14 protein-coding genes are annotated in these 15,221 nt (G+C 73.5%); 9 read left to right on the top strand and 5 right to left on the bottom strand.

Annotation, left to right across the window (positions count from 1 at the left end):
• Positions 1-98: 98 nt before the first annotated feature.
• Positions 99-893 carry a M23 family metallopeptidase gene (locus Dsi01nite_RS50380; RefSeq protein WP_239136984.1) on the top strand — a complete coding sequence of 265 codons (795 nt, stop codon included), beginning with the start codon at positions 99-101 and terminating at the stop codon, positions 891-893.
• Positions 894-962: 69 nt separating this feature from the next.
• Here the strand turns inward: Dsi01nite_RS50380 and secD are convergent, their stop codons facing one another.
• Together secD and Dsi01nite_RS50370 are read right to left on the bottom strand one after the other, a co-directional pair.
• The gene (gene secD, locus Dsi01nite_RS50375) at positions 963-3,416 is read right to left on the bottom strand and encodes a protein translocase subunit SecD (protein ID WP_203853630.1); all 2,454 of its coding nucleotides are present in this window, start codon (positions 3,414-3,416) and stop codon (positions 963-965) included.
• Positions 3,417-3,494: 78 nt separating this feature from the next.
• Positions 3,495-3,866: a hypothetical protein gene (locus tag Dsi01nite_RS50370; protein WP_203853629.1), complete on the bottom strand. Its 372-nt coding sequence runs from the start codon at positions 3,864-3,866 to the stop codon at positions 3,495-3,497.
• A gap of 222 nt (positions 3,867-4,088) precedes the next feature.
• Here Dsi01nite_RS50370 and Dsi01nite_RS50365 point away from each other — a divergent pair, with 222 nt between their 5' ends.
• The 5 genes from Dsi01nite_RS50365 (at position 4,089) to Dsi01nite_RS50345 (ending at position 8,501) form a co-directional block, all read left to right on the top strand.
• Positions 4,089-4,388, top strand: coding sequence for a hypothetical protein (locus Dsi01nite_RS50365; protein ID WP_203853628.1), 300 nt, complete (start codon positions 4,089-4,091; stop codon positions 4,386-4,388).
• A gap of 106 nt (positions 4,389-4,494) precedes the next feature.
• Positions 4,495-6,825: a helix-turn-helix domain-containing protein gene (locus Dsi01nite_RS50360; RefSeq protein ID WP_203853627.1), complete on the top strand. Its 2,331-nt coding sequence runs from the start codon at positions 4,495-4,497 to the stop codon at positions 6,823-6,825.
• A gap of 95 nt (positions 6,826-6,920) precedes the next feature.
• Positions 6,921-7,358 (top strand): hypothetical protein, encoded by a 438-nt coding sequence (locus Dsi01nite_RS50355; RefSeq protein WP_203853626.1) that lies wholly within the window; start codon positions 6,921-6,923, stop codon positions 7,356-7,358.
• Complete coding sequence (locus Dsi01nite_RS50350) at positions 7,355-7,786, top strand: hypothetical protein (protein ID WP_203853625.1); 432 nt, start codon at positions 7,355-7,357, stop codon at positions 7,784-7,786. The genes Dsi01nite_RS50355 and Dsi01nite_RS50350 overlap by 4 nt, the downstream gene beginning before the upstream one ends.
• A 463-nt stretch (positions 7,787-8,249) precedes the next feature.
• Positions 8,250-8,501 (top strand): hypothetical protein, encoded by a 252-nt coding sequence (locus Dsi01nite_RS50345; RefSeq protein ID WP_203853624.1) that lies wholly within the window; start codon positions 8,250-8,252, stop codon positions 8,499-8,501.
• 126 nt (positions 8,502-8,627) lie between these two features.
• Here the strand turns inward: Dsi01nite_RS50345 and Dsi01nite_RS50340 are convergent, their stop codons facing one another.
• Both Dsi01nite_RS50340 and Dsi01nite_RS50335 read right to left on the bottom strand, forming a co-directional pair.
• Positions 8,628-8,987 (bottom strand): ribbon-helix-helix protein, CopG family, encoded by a 360-nt coding sequence (locus Dsi01nite_RS50340; RefSeq protein WP_203853623.1) that lies wholly within the window; start codon positions 8,985-8,987, stop codon positions 8,628-8,630.
• Complete coding sequence (locus tag Dsi01nite_RS50335; protein ID WP_203853622.1) at positions 8,984-9,265, bottom strand: hypothetical protein; 282 nt, start codon at positions 9,263-9,265, stop codon at positions 8,984-8,986. The genes Dsi01nite_RS50340 and Dsi01nite_RS50335 overlap by 4 nt, the downstream gene beginning before the upstream one ends.
• 276 nt (positions 9,266-9,541) lie before the next feature.
• On the opposite strand from Dsi01nite_RS50335, the gene Dsi01nite_RS50330 reads away from it, so the two are divergent.
• From Dsi01nite_RS50330 to Dsi01nite_RS50320, 3 genes are read left to right on the top strand one after another with little or no spacing between them, the layout of a single operon-like run.
• Positions 9,542-10,534: a hypothetical protein gene (locus tag Dsi01nite_RS50330; RefSeq protein ID WP_203853621.1), complete on the top strand. Its 993-nt coding sequence runs from the start codon at positions 9,542-9,544 to the stop codon at positions 10,532-10,534.
• Positions 10,524-11,870, top strand: coding sequence for a type I glutamate--ammonia ligase (locus tag Dsi01nite_RS50325; protein WP_203853620.1), 1,347 nt, complete (start codon positions 10,524-10,526; stop codon positions 11,868-11,870). Before Dsi01nite_RS50330 ends, Dsi01nite_RS50325 begins: the two co-directional genes overlap by 11 nt.
• On the top strand, positions 11,858-12,982 hold the full coding sequence (locus Dsi01nite_RS50320; protein WP_239136981.1) for an amidohydrolase family protein: 1,125 nt from the start codon (positions 11,858-11,860) through the stop codon (positions 12,980-12,982). Before Dsi01nite_RS50325 ends, Dsi01nite_RS50320 begins: the two co-directional genes overlap by 13 nt.
• Here the strand turns inward: Dsi01nite_RS50320 and Dsi01nite_RS50315 are convergent.
• On the bottom strand, positions 12,963-15,185 hold the full coding sequence (locus tag Dsi01nite_RS50315) for a CBM35 domain-containing protein (RefSeq protein WP_203853619.1): 2,223 nt from the start codon (positions 15,183-15,185) through the stop codon (positions 12,963-12,965). The two genes, Dsi01nite_RS50320 and Dsi01nite_RS50315, sit on opposite strands and share 20 nt — an antisense overlap.
• Positions 15,186-15,221 lie beyond the last annotated feature (36 nt).

The raw sequence follows: 15,221 nt of genomic DNA, 5'->3' as shown, positions 1-15,221 counted from the left end.
TCTTGGTCACGGCACCCCACGACAGCAAGTTCCGACCTTCCACACATAGACAGGCTCCGACCTTACGCGCATAGATAATTGACGATAAAGTCGCGGGCATGGTGAATTTCTTTCCGCGCCGGCGCGCCATGATCCGCGCCTTCGCCACCCTGGTGGCCGCCGCCGCCGTGATCGTCGTCCCGGCGACCGCCGCGCTCGCGGCCCCCACGTTCAAGGTCCCGTTCCCGTGCGGCCAGGTGTGGTCGGGCCAGACCCGCTCCGACCACAGCCCCGCCAACGCCATCGACTTCAACCGGACCAACGACGACGGCGACCCCGTCGTGGCCAGTGCGTCCGGCACCGTGGACCGGGTCACGGACCTCGGCAACACCAGCTACGGCAAGTACGTCAGGATCGACCACGGCGGCGGTTACACCACCTACTACGCCCACCTGAGCCGGTTCAACGTGTCCGTCGGCCAGACCGTGCGCTACGGCCAGGTCATCGGCTACGTCGGCACGACCGGCGGCTCCACCGGCCCGCACCTGCACTACGAGCAGCGCTCCGGCGGCACCTCCGTGAAGATCAAGTTCAACGGCACCCAGGCCCTGTACTGGGGCACGAAGAACTACACCAGCGACAACGGCTGCCCGTCCGGCTCGGGCAACGGCACCGTGAACACCGCCGGCACCCCGCTGACCGTGCGCTCCGGCCCGGGCACGGGCTACGACCCCGTGGGCACGGTCGCCGACGGCACCGGCGTGACGATCGCCTGCCAGACCACGGGCACGACCGTCGACGGCACCTACGGCACCAGCAACATCTGGGACCGCATCGGCACCGGCCGCTACATCGCCGACGCCTACGTCCTCACCGGCTACGACGGCTACATCCCCGGCGTCCCCCGCTGCTGACCACCCGTCGCCGCGGCGGGCCGCCGTCGTCGGAAGACGTGGGTTTCCGACGACGGCGGGCCGCCGCGGTCAGCCGGTGCGGCGCACGACGATCACTGCCGGCTTCGTTCCCACGGGCCCCTCGCCCGCGGTGACCGGCCGGCGGCCGGCCGGCTGCCTGGTCACCGGCCGATCACCCCGACCTCCGCGATCGCCCTCGAGCGACACCGCCAAGGGGGCGGCGAGGAAGACCGACGAGTAGGTGCCGACGCCGATCCCGACGAGCAGGGCGAGCGCGAAGTCGGCGAGGGAGTCGCCGCCCAGGACCAGCAGCGCGGTGAGGATGAACATCGCGCCCAGGCCGGTGTTGATCGTCCTGGGGACGGTCTGCAGGCAGCCGATGTTGGCGTGCCGCGCGAACGGCACCCTGCGCCGCGGGTCGCCGCGGACCAGTTCCCGGATCCGGTCGAAGATCACCACCGAGTCGTTGATCGAGTAGCCGACGACGGTCAGCAGCGCGGCCAGGAACACGCCGTCGACCGGCTTGCCGAGCCACGCGAAGACCCCGACGAGCAGCAGCACGTCGTGGGCCATCGCGAGGACCGCCGCGGTTCCCCACCGCCACCGGAACCGGACCGCCAGGTAGAGCAGCTGAGCGCCCAGCGCCACGGCGAGGGCGACGAGGGCGTTGCGCCGCAGCTCGGCGCCGAGCGACGGTCCGATCGCCTCGTCCCGCAGGCGCTGCACCTCACCGCCGCCCGCCCGCTCCAGGGCGGCGCGGACGTCGGCCTCGGTCGCGTCGTCGAACCCGCCGGCGCGGACGCTGAGGTCGTCCGGGCCCGTCGTGTTCACCACCGCCCGTTCCAGGCCGGCGTCCTGCACCGCGGCCCGGGCGGCGTCGATGGACAGCGGCGCCGAGACGCGGTATTCCACCAGCCGCCCGCCGGTGAACTCGACGCCGAGGTTCAGCCCCCGCACCCCGACGCCGATCACCGCGATCACGACGGCGACGGCCGAGATCGTCAGCCATATCCGCCGGCGACCCATGAGGTCCGGCGGGCGCCGTTCGAGCCGGCGCCGCACCCGCCCGAGCCCGGCGAGACCGCTCCAGGCGGGCCGGGCGGCCAGCCACCGGCTGTGCACCAGCGGCATCGCGAGGGTACGGGTCAGCACCAGCGCGGTGAACATGGACGCGAGCACACCGATCGACAGCGTGACACCGAAGCCGCGGACCGGCCCGGCGGCGAAGGCGAACAGCAGACCGGCCGCGAGCAGGGTGGTGGCGTTCGAGTCGGCGATCGCCGACCAGGCGTGGGTGAACCCCGCCCGCAGCGCGCCGCGCAGACCACGCCGGCCGGCGCCGTCGGCGTACTCCTCCCTGGCCCGCTCGAAGACCAGGACGTTCGCGTCGACGGCCATGCCGATCGCGAGCACGAACCCGGCCAGCCCGGGCAGCGTCAACGTAGCCCCGACGGCGAGCAGGGCCGCGTACGAGACGAGGCCGTACGCGGTCAGCGCGACCGCCGCCACGCCGCCGACCAGCCGGTACGCCGCGACGATGAACAGGATCGTGGCGATCGTGCCGATGACCCCGGCCCACGCGGACGCCGTCACGGCCGCCGCACCGAGCGTGGGTCCGACCGTGCGCTGCTCGATGATCTCCACCGGCACCGGCAGCCCACCGGACCGGATGAGCAACGCCAGGTCCTTGGCCTCCGCGACGGTGAACGAGCCGGTGATCTCGGTGGTGCCACCGGTGATGCCGACCTCGCAGGTCACGTTCCGGCCGACCTGCGGTGAGGAGATGACCTGACCGTCCAGCACGATCGCCACCCGGCGCGCCGGATCGCCGTCGGGGGCGCAGGCGGCCGCGGCGGTCAGCGTCCGCCACGCCGCCGCGCCCTTGTCGCGGAAGTCGAGCGTCACCCGCCAGCCGGCCGGCCCGGCGACCGCGTCCGCGTCGGCGACGTCGTGGCCGAACACGACGGCCGGGCCGAGCCGCAGCCGACGGCCTTCCTCGTCCGGCAGCACGACCTCCGCGCCGTTCGCCGCCCCGGCGGGCGCCGGCGTCGTGGGCGCTTGCGTCGTGGGTGCTTGCGTCGTGGGCGCTTGCGTCGTGGGTGGCTGCGTCGCCGGTGGCGGCGATGTGGGTGCCGGTGTGGCACCGGCACCCGGGCCCGGCTCGGCCGGGGCGGGGCCGAGGACCGGGCGGAACAGCAACTGGCCGGTCCGGCCGATCACCCGCACCGCCTCGGCGGGGTCGGTGACGCCGGGCAGCTCGACGATGATGCGCCGCTCACCGGCGCGGGTCACGGTCGGTTCGGTCACGCCGAGCGCGTCGACGCGCCGGCGGAGGATCTCGAGAGCGTCGTCGGTGGTGGTGGCGTTCGCCTCGGCGAACTCACCGTCCCGGGTTTCCAGCACGATCTGGGTGCCGCCACGCAGGTCCAGGCCGAGCCGGGGCGGTCGGGTGGCGACGAGCCACCCGGAGACCGCCAACACGGCGAAGGCCAGCACCGCGCGCACGGCAATGGCGCGCGACATCGAAAAATCTCCTCGGCAAGGAAGGCGCCGACGGTCCGCACGGCGGGACGCCGTCGGCGAAGGGGAACGGGACGCTGGCTACCGCACGACGTGCGGTGGCGCCCTGCCCCTCAACGCGCCGAGAACGACGAGCGACGACCCGGCCGGACCCGCCGCGCCGCCGCCGGTCCGGGCCGTGGGCCGCGCCGGGCGCGCCAGCAGCGCGCACATGGCGGCGACGAACAACCAGACCGCGGCACCGTCACCGGTGAGGCGGTCGGCGGCGAGCTGGACGTCCGGCCGGACGGCATTGACCGACGCCGGCAGCACCGCGGGCATCAGCACCGCGGGCGTCGGCGGCATCGGCTCCGCGGCCTGCGGCGCCGGGTCGGAGCCGCTGAGGATGCCGAGGGCCAGGAGCACGGACAGCAGCACGCCGGGCATCGCCCACCGCACCGGTCCGCGTCGCATCGCTCGACCCTCTCGTCGTCCGGTTCACCGTACCCGTCATCACGACGCGCGGGCCCCCCGCAAAGGTTCGCCGGGTCGCCCCGGACCCGGATTCGGTCGGTCATCCGGTCAGGCAGAGGTGTCCACCAGCCCCGGACATCGACCCATATACACATATGCGCCGGTGGCCGCCAGCCCTACGGTGTGGAGGTCAGGCCCCGGATCGCTCGTCAGGGGGAAGCCATGGGGGATGTCGCGGTACGGCTCCTGAGCAGTCTCACGTTCTGGACCGGCCTGCTGCTGGGGCTGCCGACCGGTGTCGCGTACCAGCGGATGCGCAGCTCCTGGAACACGCACCGGGCCGCCAAGGCGCTGGTGCCGGGCCTGGCCAAGGCCCGCTGGGGATTCGTCCGCAAGTTCCTCGTGCTGGCCGCCGTGGTGGCGGCGGGCGTGCTGTTCTCGCTGTCGTGGATCGCCGGGCAGAACGCCGGCTCCAATCCGGTGCCCGCGTCGGTGCCCACGCTGAGCCCCAGCCCGCGCTGAGTCCTCAGAAGCGCCGGAAGCTCAGGATTTCGTCAAGCCCGTCGCCGCGCGGATCGTCGATGTCGATGATCACCGCTAGCCTGCGGCAGACGGAAGGTGGAGCCTCATGCCCGACGGGCCGGCCGGCGCCGCGCACATCGGCGGCATCGTGCGCCGGCTGCGGGAGCGAGCGCTGCTGACGCAGGAGGAGCTGGCCGGTCGCAGCGGGTTGAGCGTCGGCACGATCCGGGGCATCGAGGCGGGCCGGATCCGGCGCCCGCACCAGGGCTCGGTGCGGTTGCTCGTCGCGGCCCTGGAGCCGGACGGCCCGGAGCAGGACATGCTGCTGGTCGCGCTGAGCGCCGGCACCCCGGCGGCCGACGGCTCACCAATGGCACCACCCGCCGCCCCGCCGCTCCCGGCCCGTCCGGTGCCGGCGCAACTGCCGGCCGCGCCGGCGGCCTTCACCGGGCGGGGCGACACGCTCGCCCGGCTCGACGCGCTGCTGGCTCCCGAAGCGGACCGGCCGGACCCGGTGGCGGTGCCCGTCGTGGCGGTGGTCGGCGCGGCCGGCATCGGCAAGACGGCGCTCGCGCTGCACTGGACGCACCGGGTCAAGGGCGCCTTCCCGGACGGCCAGCTGCACCTGAACCTGCGTGGCTTCGACCCCGGCGCGGCGCCGCTGAGCCCGGAGGCCGCGCTGCGTGCCTGCTTCGACGCGCTCGACGTGCCGCCCGCCCGGGTGCCGGCCACGATCGACGGTCAGAGCGGCCTGCTGCGCAGCCTGCTCGCCGAGCGCCGGATGCTCCTGGTGCTGGACAACGCCCGGGACGCCGGACAGGTCCGGCCGTTGCTGCCCGGCTCGCCGGGGTGTCTCGTCGTGGTCACCAGCCGGGTCCGGTTGACCGGGCTGGCCGCGACCGACAGCGCGACGGTCCTCACGCTGGACCTGTTCACCGACGACGAGGCGCGCAGGCTGCTGACCGGGCACCTCGGCGCGGACCGGGTCGCCGCGGAACCCGACGCCGTCACCGGCATCGTGGACGCCTGCGCCGGGCTGCCGCTGGCACTGACGATCGTCGCCGCGCGCGCCGCCGCGGGTCCCCCGTTCCCGCTCGGGGTGCTCGCCGGCCAGCTGCGCAACATCCGGGATCAACTCGACGTGTTCGAGGACGACGACGCCGCCGGCGACCTGCGGGCGGTCATGTCCTGGTCGGTGCGGACGCTGGACGACGAGACCGGCCGACTGTTCCGGCTCCTCGGCCTGCACCCGGGTCCGGACGTCGACCCGGCCGCGGCGGCCGCGCTCGCCGGCCTCCCCCGGCCGGCGGCCGCGCGCGCCCTGGCCCGGCTCGCCCGGGTGCACCTGGTCGTGGAGGAGCGGCCCGGCCGGTACTCGTTCCACGACCTGGTCCGCGCCTACGCGGCGGAGCTCGCCGGCACGCACGAGTCCGCCGGGGCCGGCCGGGCCGCGGTCGAGCGGCTGTACGACCACCTGATGCACCATGCGCATGCCGCCGCGTTGCTGCTGCGCCCCGAACGCCGCCCGGGTCTGCCCCTGCCGGTGCCGTCCGGCCCGCCGTCGTTCGCCGACCAGGCCGCGGCGGCCGAGTGGTTCGACGGCGAGTTACAGGTCCTGCTGACCGCGGTGGCGGCGCAGTCCAGGGCGACCGGGTCCGCCCTGGACGGTGCTGTCTGGCGGATCGCCTGGGCGGTGCAGGACGTCCTCGACCGCGGCGGCTGGTGGGCCGAGCTCGCCGCGGTCCAGCACGCCGGCCTGGTGTGCGCCACCCGGCTCGGCGACCTCCTCGGCCAGCTGCACACGCGCCGCGCGCTGGCGCTCGTCGGCTTCCGGCTCGGCCGGGGACGCGAAGCGGCCGAGCACCTCGGGCACGCACTGCACTGCGCCGAGGCGCTCGGCGACGTCCCCAGCCAGGCGCAGGTGACGTACAACATCGCGCTCCTGCTGCTCCGGCAGGACCAGCTCGACGCGGCCCTCGCGGCGGCGGAGCGGGCCGACCTGCTCTACGCGGCCGGCGAGCCCGTGCACCGGTGGCGGGCGTGGCAGGTCGTCGCGCAGTGCCACACCGCGCGCGGCGAGCACCAGGAGGCCCTGGCGGCCTGCCGGAGGGCGCTGCTGTTCGTCCGCGCGAGTCCGGACCCGGCGTCGCAGGCATTCGTGTGGGACACCCTCGCCGACGCGCACCACCGGCTGGGCCGGCTCCGGCTGGCGGCGGCGTACAAGCGGCGGGCGTCCGCCCGGTTCGAGGCGGCCGGCGACGCGTACCACCTGTCGCAGATCCTGCTCGACCTCGGCGACATCGAACGGGACGCGGGTGATCACGACGGCGCGCGGGAGCAGTGGGAGGCCTCCCTGGCGATACTCGAGCGGCTGGAACACCCCGACGCGGAGCTGCCCCGGGCGCGGCTTGCCGCCGCGAAGTTGACGGTAGGTTGACGGCGAACCGCCTGGTTCGGGGATCGCGGGAACGACAGAGTGGACGTGGGCGACATTTCGCCACAAACTCCATATTTCTCCCGCGAGAGGACTCCATGATGCACCGAGCGTTCAAATCGGCCGTGGTCGCCGCGGCCCTGATCCCGGCGGCCCTGATCGCGACGCCGGACGTCGCCTCCGCCGCCAGCAACGGCTACGCCTGGGCGTGCTGGATCAAGCCGGGCTCCGCGACCAACGGCGGGTGCGCCAAGTTCTACGCCGACGGCGACACCCTGCGCGTCTGGGACTACACGGCCGACGGCTGGGGCACCCGCGCACAGATCCAGAAGCTGCTGCCGGACTCCAACGGCGTCATGCACTGGGTGAACCACAGCAGCGACTGCTTCGACGACACCAGCACCAGCAACACCAACAAGGGCGCCACCGTCTGCAACTACAACGTCACCGAGGGAATCCAGGTCCGCGTCCACGTGTGGGCGTCGCACAGCGGCACGACCGCGTACCACATCTACAGCCCCTCGATCACCGCGTGAACGCCGTCCGCACCGCCCTCGGCCGGGCCGCGACCACGCTCGGCGCCGCCCTCCTGATCACCGGCGCGCTGCCGGCGACCTTCGCACACGCCGACGCGCCCGGCGAGTACTGCCGGTCGAACCTCGACGACTACATCGACGTCTGGCGGGGGCACGGCTGCTTCGTCAGCTACGGCGACAAGATCACCGTGCGCGACAACATGGAGGACGGCCTGCGCGTCATCGTCACCTGGCAGACCGACTACGGCCGCTCCGACGTGTGCCACAACGCCAAGGGCTTCGACACGACGGTGACCTGCAACTACGACATGCGTGAGGACAGCCGGATCCGGTTCGAGGTCTGCAACCGCAACGGCGCGTCCGGCGCCAACCTCAACTGCACGACCTGGACGCCCTGGTTGAGCATCAGCACCGGCAAGCCGGCCTGAGCGACCACGACGACGTCCCACCCCACCGTCCCCTCGAACGAGAGCGAACTCCCTTGCCTCCCGTGCACCGCACGTCCCTCGCCGCGGCCGCCGTGGCGGGCGTGCTGCTGGCCCGGCGGTGACTCGTTCAGCGTGTACGCCTGACGTACCGCAGACCGGTTCGAGTGCCGCCGGCCCGCTCCCCCCGGGTCGGCGGCACTCGTCCCGGTCACACCGGAAACGCGGCGGCGATCCGGCGCGGCCAGGTGCCGGACCGCCGGCTGCCGGGACACGGCACGACCACCGTCCCGCGCTCCCCCACCGGGGTCGTGGACGAAGGGTGAGCGGGCATACCTGCTAGCAGGTATACGCGGGTGGGGACACCCGCAGTCGGAGAGTCCCGCTGGCGCCGAGGCTGTCCCCCAACGGTACGAGAGAACGTGGATGAAGAGCCATTCCACCCCTCTTGAACAGGTGATCCCCCATGACGACTTGCCCGGTTGAGCCGATGCTGAGCATGGCACTGTTCGTCTCCGACGCATCCGCATGCTGCGACCTGGACGACGCCACCATCCGCGACACCGTTCACCGCACCCTCGAACAGCTCGGCCCCGACGAGTGCTACGCCCGGGCCGCGGAAGTGTTCGGCGACCGCCCCGAGGTCGCGCTGCCCAGGATCCAGTGGGCGCGTGAGCGGTGCGCCCGCGCCATAGCGCCCGCCCTCGCCGCCGCCTGACCTTCCGATCCGACTCCGGCCCGCCTCCAGCCCAGCCCGCCAGCTGCGCCGCGCGGGTCGGACCCGAGCCACCCCAGCAGCCCACCCCACCCGGGGGCCTGGCCGCCACGTCACGATCCGGTGCGCCTACGCCGCCTCAGCCTGGTTGCCGAACCGACCGGCGACCACCTTCCGCAGCACCTCGAGCGCCTGCTGCGCATCGTCAGGCCCCACCGGCGCCGTCCGCTCCCTGATGTAGGACGTCAGCGCCTCCCGGATGACGTCGGAGCGCCGCGCCTGCTGCGCATCCGCGAGACCGTCCAACTCCTCGACCATCGCGACCGGCAGCCGGATGCTGATCATCGCCATCGGCCCGTCCACCGCCGGGGAGACCACGCCGTCCTCGACGGGCGCCACTGCGGACAGCAGCGGCGAGACGTCGTCCGAGGCGTCGAACCAGGCGACGACCTCGTCCTTGGACATCCGCTCGAAGTCAGGACCGCTCACAGGACTCGCCTCCTCCACTCATCCAGCTCGGCACCGGCCAACGCCTTCACGCTCAAAATCCGATAGGTCGTGGTGCGATACATCTGCTCGCAGATGACCGCGATGACCCGGGCACTGCCGGCCATTCCCATGACGACGAGGAGCAGGTCACCGATCCGCCGCTCGAACCGCAGACCCGGCGGAGCGTGCAACGCCTGATCGACCTCCTCGAGGGCGACCTTGCGACGACGGGCGACCGCAAGGCCCTCATCCGTCCACAGGTACTCCCGCTCGACCACGATCCGACCGTATCACAACGTCATACAGCGTCGGGCTTTCGGTGCTCGGTGGGCGAATGGTCGACGGCCTCGCAGCGTCGCGGTTGCGGTCTTCGAGTTCAGCGGCGCGCCGCCACCTCGGCTCAGGCGCTTATCCGCGCCCGGGCGGGGCAGGTCGCACATCGACCGGTGAACGGCCGAGCCCGGCCCGGACCCGGCCACAAGGGTGAGTCGCTGCGAAGGTGGGGCCTTGACGTGCGGGCTTTTTGGGATGCGCTGGTAGCCAACCTCGATCGGGTGACGTTGGCCGGGTGGATACAGATCATCTCAGCCATCGGCGCGGTCGCCGCGGCGGTTGCCGCCGCCTCGGCCGCCCGCTCGGGGCGCGCCGCGGCCCGGACCGCCGCCAGGCAGCTGCCGGAGCTGCAGAAACAGGTCGAGATCAGCGCGGCGCAGTCGAAGGCCGCCGAGAAGCAGGCCGGCTTCGCCCAGGAGACCCTCAAGGCCGCGACGGCGGCGGTCCGGGAGGCGGCCCGCGCCAGGACGGACGAGCGGGCTCCCCTCGTCGTCGCGCTGTTCGAGGCGCCGCAGTGGCCCCCGCTGGTCGACGCGACGCGGGACGGGATGCCGTACGGCAACCAGCCGGGGCTGCTCGACCACCGTGCCGCGGCGCCGGCCGAGGCGGCCTCGCCGGCGCGGCTCTTCGGACGGGGTGAGGACCGGAGCCGGCTCCTGTGGTTTCAGACCCGGGGCGTGCTGATCAACGAGGGCGCGACCACCGCGCGGGTGCGGCTCGCCGACGAGGCCCAGTTCGTGGAGGCGACCGCCGCGAAGCGGGAGCGCCTCCTGCGACCCGGCGAGGTGGCCCCGTTCGAATGGGGAGCGGGCCACACGGTCGCGGAGTGGGCGGTCGCCCGCGAGCGACCCGACCCGCCCAACCCGCTCGGCGCCTGCTTCCTGACGATCACCGTGTTCGACTCGTTCGAGCAGGGCATCTTCGACCACATCCACGTCGTCATGAGCGGCCGGCCGATCGTCGGAGTGGACGGCGCGTTCGACGAGGTGCGGCTCGCCTCCCGGGAGTCCGAGGCGGACATGGCCGTCACGGTCTTCCCCACCCGGCGCACGTACCGCTCCGACGGTGCGCGACGGGACCCCCTGCCCTGGGACGGCACGTACGCGGCCTGGTGGCGGGAGAACGGGCGGCGCGCCACGGAACTGGGCGCGGCCGGGAACGGCAGACCGGCCGCGAACCGGGCGACGGAGGGACGATCAGGCAATGGAGCGTGAAGAGCGCAGCGCCCGCGCCCGCCAGCTCGCCGACGAGTCGGCCGCCCGTGGGGTACGGGCGGTGGCGCTGACCTTCGTCGACAACGCGGGCGTCACGCGGGTGAAGACCGTGCCGGTCGGCCGGTTCGGGCACGCGGCGGCGTGGGGGGTCGGCATGTCACCGGTCTTCGACGTGTTCCTGCTCGACGACTCGATCACCACCAGCCGCCACATCGGCGGCCCGGTCGGCGACCTGCGGCTGTATCCCGACCTGGACCGGTTCACCGTGCTCGCCGCCCAGCCGGGCTGGGCCTGGGCGCCCGCCGACCGGCTGACCCAGGAGGGTGAGCCGCACGCCGGCTGCCAGCGGACGTTCGCCCGCACCGCCGCCGAACGCGCCCGCAGGCGCGGCGTCGACCTCCGGATGGCGTTCGAGGTCGAGTGGTTCGTCGGCACCGACGACGCCGCACCGGCGTGCCATGGCCCGGCGTACGGCATGACCCGCGTCGTGGAGCTCTCGTCGTACGTCGACAGCCTCCTCGCAGCGCTGGACGCGCAGGACGTGCCGGTCGAGCAGTTCCACCCGGAGTACGCGCCGGGGCAGCTGGAGATCTCCGTCGGCGCGGACGACCCCGTGGCCGCGGCGGACCGGCAGGTGCTCGTCCGGCAGACGATCCGCGCCGTGTCCCAGTCGTTCGGCCATCGGGTGTCGTTCGCGCCGGTCGTGGTCGCCGGGCAGGTCGGCAACGGCCAGCACCTGCATCTGTCCGCCTGGTCGCACGGGCGCAACCTGTTCAGCGGTGGCGACGGGCCGCACGGGCTCACCACCCAGGGCGAGACGATCCTGGCGCACCTGCTCGACCGGCTCCCCGCGCTGGCCGCGATCGGCGCCCCGAGCGTGGCGAGCCACCTGCGGCTGGTGCCCCAGCACTGGGCGGCGCCGTACCAGTGCTGGGGCCACGAGAACCGCGAGGCCGCGCTGCGCCTGGTGACCGGCAGCCTCGGCGAGCGGGACACCGCCGCCAACGCCGAGCTCAAGTGCTGCGACGGCGCGGCGAACCCGTATCTGCTGGTCGGTGCGGTGGCCGCGGTGGTGGCCGGGGCCGCGGGCGGGGACCGGCGGCTGCCGCCCGGGATCGACGTGGACCCGGCACAGCTCCCCGAGGCCGGGCGACCGCCCCGGCTGCCGGGTGGCGTCGACGAGGCGGTCGAAGCGCTGCGCCGCGACGACCTGCTTCCGGCGGCCCTCGGTGAACCCCTGCTCGAGGCGTTCTGTGCGGTGCGGCGCGCCGAGGCCGAGCTGTTCCGCACCGCCGATCCGGCGGCGATCGCGGAGGCCGGCCGGTGGCGGTACTGATCGACGCCCATTGCCACACCGTCGTCGCCGGCGAGCTCGACGCGGCGGCCTTCGAGCTGGCGTGCACCGAGGCGCACCTGCCCGCGCCGGCCGGGACATCCTATCTGGACAGTCAGGTCGGCCTGGCGGTCCGGCGCTGGTGCGCGCCCGCGCTCGGGCTGCCCCGGCACGCGGAGATCGGCGACTACCTCGCCCGCCGTTCGGCCGTCGGTTGGCGCGCGGCGACGCGGACCCTGCTGCGGTCGGCGGGCTTCGAGACGCTGCTGGTCGACACGGGCCTGGACGGCCCGGACCGGCTCGACACCGCGACGCTCGGCGACCTCGCCGGTGCGGCGGTGCGCGAGGTCGTGCGGCTCGAAGCCGTCGCCGAGCATGTGGCGTCCACGGGCGTCGACGCGGCCGGGTTCGCCGCCGCGCTCGCGGGCGTCCTCGAACGCCGCACGGCGCACGCGGTCGCGGTCAAATCGATCATCGCCTACCGCGCCGGGTTGGCCGTGCCCGCCGAGCGGCCGGCCGCGGCCGAGGTGCGCCGGGCGGCCGGCGACTGGTTGCGCGGCGGTGGTGGGCGGCTCACCGATCCCGTGCTGCTGCGCCACGTGCTGTGGGCCGGCGTCGACACGGGACTGCCGCTGCAGGTGCACACCGGCTTCGGCGACCGCGACCTGGCGCTGCCGGCCGCCGATCCCGCGCACCTGCAGCCGTTCCTCGGCGCCGTCGACGGGCCCGTCGTGCTGTTGCACTGCTACCCGTACCATCGCCAGGCCGGCTGGCTGGCCCAGGTCTATCCGCACGTCTACCTGGACGTCGGCCTGACCGTCGGGCACCTCGGTGTGCGCGCCGGCGCGGTGCTGGCCGAGTGCTTCGAGCTCGCCCCGTTCGGCAAGGTGCTCTTCTCCACCGACGCGTACCTGCTGCCCGAGCTGTACCTCATCGGCGCCGCGCAGTTCCGGCACAGCCTGCGCCGCATGCTGGACGCCTGGCGGGCCGACGACGCGATCAGCGCGGCGGACGCGGCGCGGCTCACCGAGCGGGTGTGCGCCGGCACCGCCCGCCGCGTCTACGCGCTCGCGGCGGGCGGCCAGCGTCGACCGGTCAGGCGTCGGTCTTCTTGAGTTCGACGTAGTCGAGCTCGGCGTAGCCGGTGCCCTTCCGCAGGCGGATCCGGTTGGTGCCGGCGGTGAGCGCGACCGTCACCGCGGCGACGCGGCCGGCGCGGTCCTGGGTCGGGCCGTCGAACCACGCGCCGGTGCCCGGGTAGGAGACGGTGCCCGCGGCGCCGCCGTTGACGGACACCAGGTGGGTGGACGTCGCGGTGGTGCCGTTGGCGTAGCCGACCTCGAGGCGGTAGGTGCCCGTCATCGGCGCCTCCACCGCGAACTCGACGGCGCTGTCCGGGAAGTCGATGCCACCGACCTTGTCGGGGAACTCGTTCCAGCGGAAGCCGCCGATGCGGGCGTTGGTCACGGTGGCCAGCTCGGCCTCGTAGCGGTGGGTGTCGGGGCGCACGTCGATGAAGTCGAGCTCCGCGTAACCGGTGCCCTTGCCGAGGGTGATGGTGTTGGTGCCGGCGCGCAACGCCACCCGTTTCGTGGTGGTGCGCAGCTCCGAGTTCGCCCAGCCGCTCGTCACCGCGGGGTAGGTGACCGAGCCCTGCGGCTGGCCGTTGACGCGCACCGTGTGGGTGGCGTTCGCGGCGGTGGTGCCGTTGGCGTAGCGGACCGTCATCGTGTGGATGCCGGCCGCCGCTGCCGTGACGGTGAACGTGACGGCGCTGTCGGCGAAGTCGATGCCGCCGACCCAGCCGTTCCCGGACGCGACGGCACTGCCGGACCTGGCCGCCGCGTTGACCCGCTGGGCCTGCTCCGCCTCGTACTTCGTGGGATACGCGGCGGGTCCGGCGGCCGGCGAGATGAGGATCCGGTAGCCGTTGTAGCCCTCCATCCGGTGGATCGGCACGGTCAGCGCGCCGGAGGCGTCGACCGTCATGGTCGAGTCGAGGAGGTTGAGCGGCGCGCCCTGCCAGTCGCCGCCGGCCTGGACGTTGCGGTCGGTCGCCAGGGGGTCGACCGTCCACACCGCCGAGTCGACCCGGACCCGCACGTTGCCGGTCAGGCCGCGCCGGGCCAGGCCCAGCACCCGCACGTCGACGTCGTTGTCCTCGCCGCCGACGAGGACCTGCACGGTGCGGTTACCGCCGTCCCAGCTGGCGACGCCGTCGCAGGCCAGGTAGTGCCGGGTGTCCCACCGGCTCACGTCGACGCGGGTGCCGGTCATCGCCTTGTACCACGCCATCATCTGCCAGCCGGCGTTCGGCTTGAGCCCCGCCGAGGTGCGCCGCAGCGTGTTGCCCAGCAGCCCCGGGTTGGTGTAGATGCCCATCATCGCGTGGTCGACGTCGTACCGCTCGAACTCCGCCCAGTGTTTGATCATCGAGCCGGGGACGCCCTCGAAGTCCTTCGCGGCGCCCGAGCCGTACTCCTCGATGACGACCGGCAGCGGCCGGCCGGGGATGCCGAGCTCGTTCTCCAGGGGTCGGTAGTACCGGCTGAGCGTCTCCGGCACGTCACCCGGGCTCTGGCCGAGGTTGTGCCAGCCGATCAGGTTGGGCACGGTGCCGGTGTTGCGGGCGTTGACGAGGAAGTCGCGCATCTTCGTCTGCAGCGCGGGCTGCCAGCCGAGGTAGAACTCGTAGTTCGGCCCCATGATGGGGATGCTCGGGTCGATGGCGCGGATGCGGCGGAACGTTTGCGTCCACAGCCAGTTGAACTTCTCGTCGTAGGTGGTGCCGGGCACGGCGGCGTCCTGCGCGAACCCGCCCTGCAGCTTGTTGTCCGGCTCGTTGAACGGCGCGACCGCGAGCAGGACGTCCTTGTACGCCTGGATGGAGCGGGTCGCACTGTCCACCTTGGCGTACCAGTCGGCGGTGCCCTTCCAGTCGTAGGGCCAGCCGCCCATGAGGTCGTTGTAGCGTCCGATCATCTTGACGTCGGTGCCGCGCAGCTTGCCCACGACCGCCTCGGTCGACGTCGGATAGGAGGCGTCGCCCTGGGCGCTCTGGTGCTGGCTGAGGTACCGCTGCGAGGCGATCATCAGCTCGCGTGGCGTGTCCGGCGCGGCGGCCACTCCGAAGAGGGTCCCGAGGCCGGCCTTGCGCAGGGTGCCGAACTGGCGGTCGGTGTCCACGGTGATGGTGGAGGCGGCTGCTGCCGCCGTGGGGGCGGCGTCGGCGGCGCGCAGCTGCGCCACCCCGACCGCGCCCGTCAGGACGGCTGCGGCCACTACGGCACGCAGCGGAACCCATCGGGGAATGCGCATGTGAACCTCACCTTGGCGGAGGTGGGAAACCGGCCC

Origin of the sequence: Dactylosporangium siamense (assembly GCF_016862795.1) — a bacterium.
Classification (GTDB): Bacteria; Actinomycetota; Actinomycetes; order Mycobacteriales; family Micromonosporaceae; genus Dactylosporangium; species Dactylosporangium siamense.
Note: the sequence above shows the minus strand (reverse complement) of the source record. Positions and strands in the feature narration are given on the sequence as shown.

What these genes read in the sequence shown, in the direction of transcription:
- Dsi01nite_RS50325 (WP_203853620.1), top strand. Translation starts at nt 10,524, where the DNA reads ATGGAGCGTGAAGAGCGCAGCGCCCGCGCCCGCCAGCTCGCCGACGAG.
- Dsi01nite_RS50360 (WP_203853627.1), top strand. Translation starts at nt 4,495, where the DNA reads ATGCCCGACGGGCCGGCCGGCGCCGCGCACATCGGCGGCATCGTGCGC.
- Dsi01nite_RS50355 (WP_203853626.1), top strand. Translation starts at nt 6,921, where the DNA reads ATGATGCACCGAGCGTTCAAATCGGCCGTGGTCGCCGCGGCCCTGATC.
- Dsi01nite_RS50370 (WP_203853629.1), bottom strand. Translation starts at nt 3,866, where the DNA reads ATGCGACGCGGACCGGTGCGGTGGGCGATGCCCGGCGTGCTGCTGTCC.
- Dsi01nite_RS50365 (WP_203853628.1), top strand. Translation starts at nt 4,089, where the DNA reads ATGGGGGATGTCGCGGTACGGCTCCTGAGCAGTCTCACGTTCTGGACC.
- Dsi01nite_RS50315 (WP_203853619.1), bottom strand. Translation starts at nt 15,185, where the DNA reads ATGCGCATTCCCCGATGGGTTCCGCTGCGTGCCGTAGTGGCCGCAGCC.
- secD (WP_203853630.1), bottom strand. Translation starts at nt 3,416, where the DNA reads ATGTCGCGCGCCATTGCCGTGCGCGCGGTGCTGGCCTTCGCCGTGTTG.
- Dsi01nite_RS50380 (WP_239136984.1), top strand. Translation starts at nt 99, where the DNA reads ATGGTGAATTTCTTTCCGCGCCGGCGCGCCATGATCCGCGCCTTCGCC.
- Dsi01nite_RS50345 (WP_203853624.1), top strand. Translation starts at nt 8,250, where the DNA reads ATGACGACTTGCCCGGTTGAGCCGATGCTGAGCATGGCACTGTTCGTC.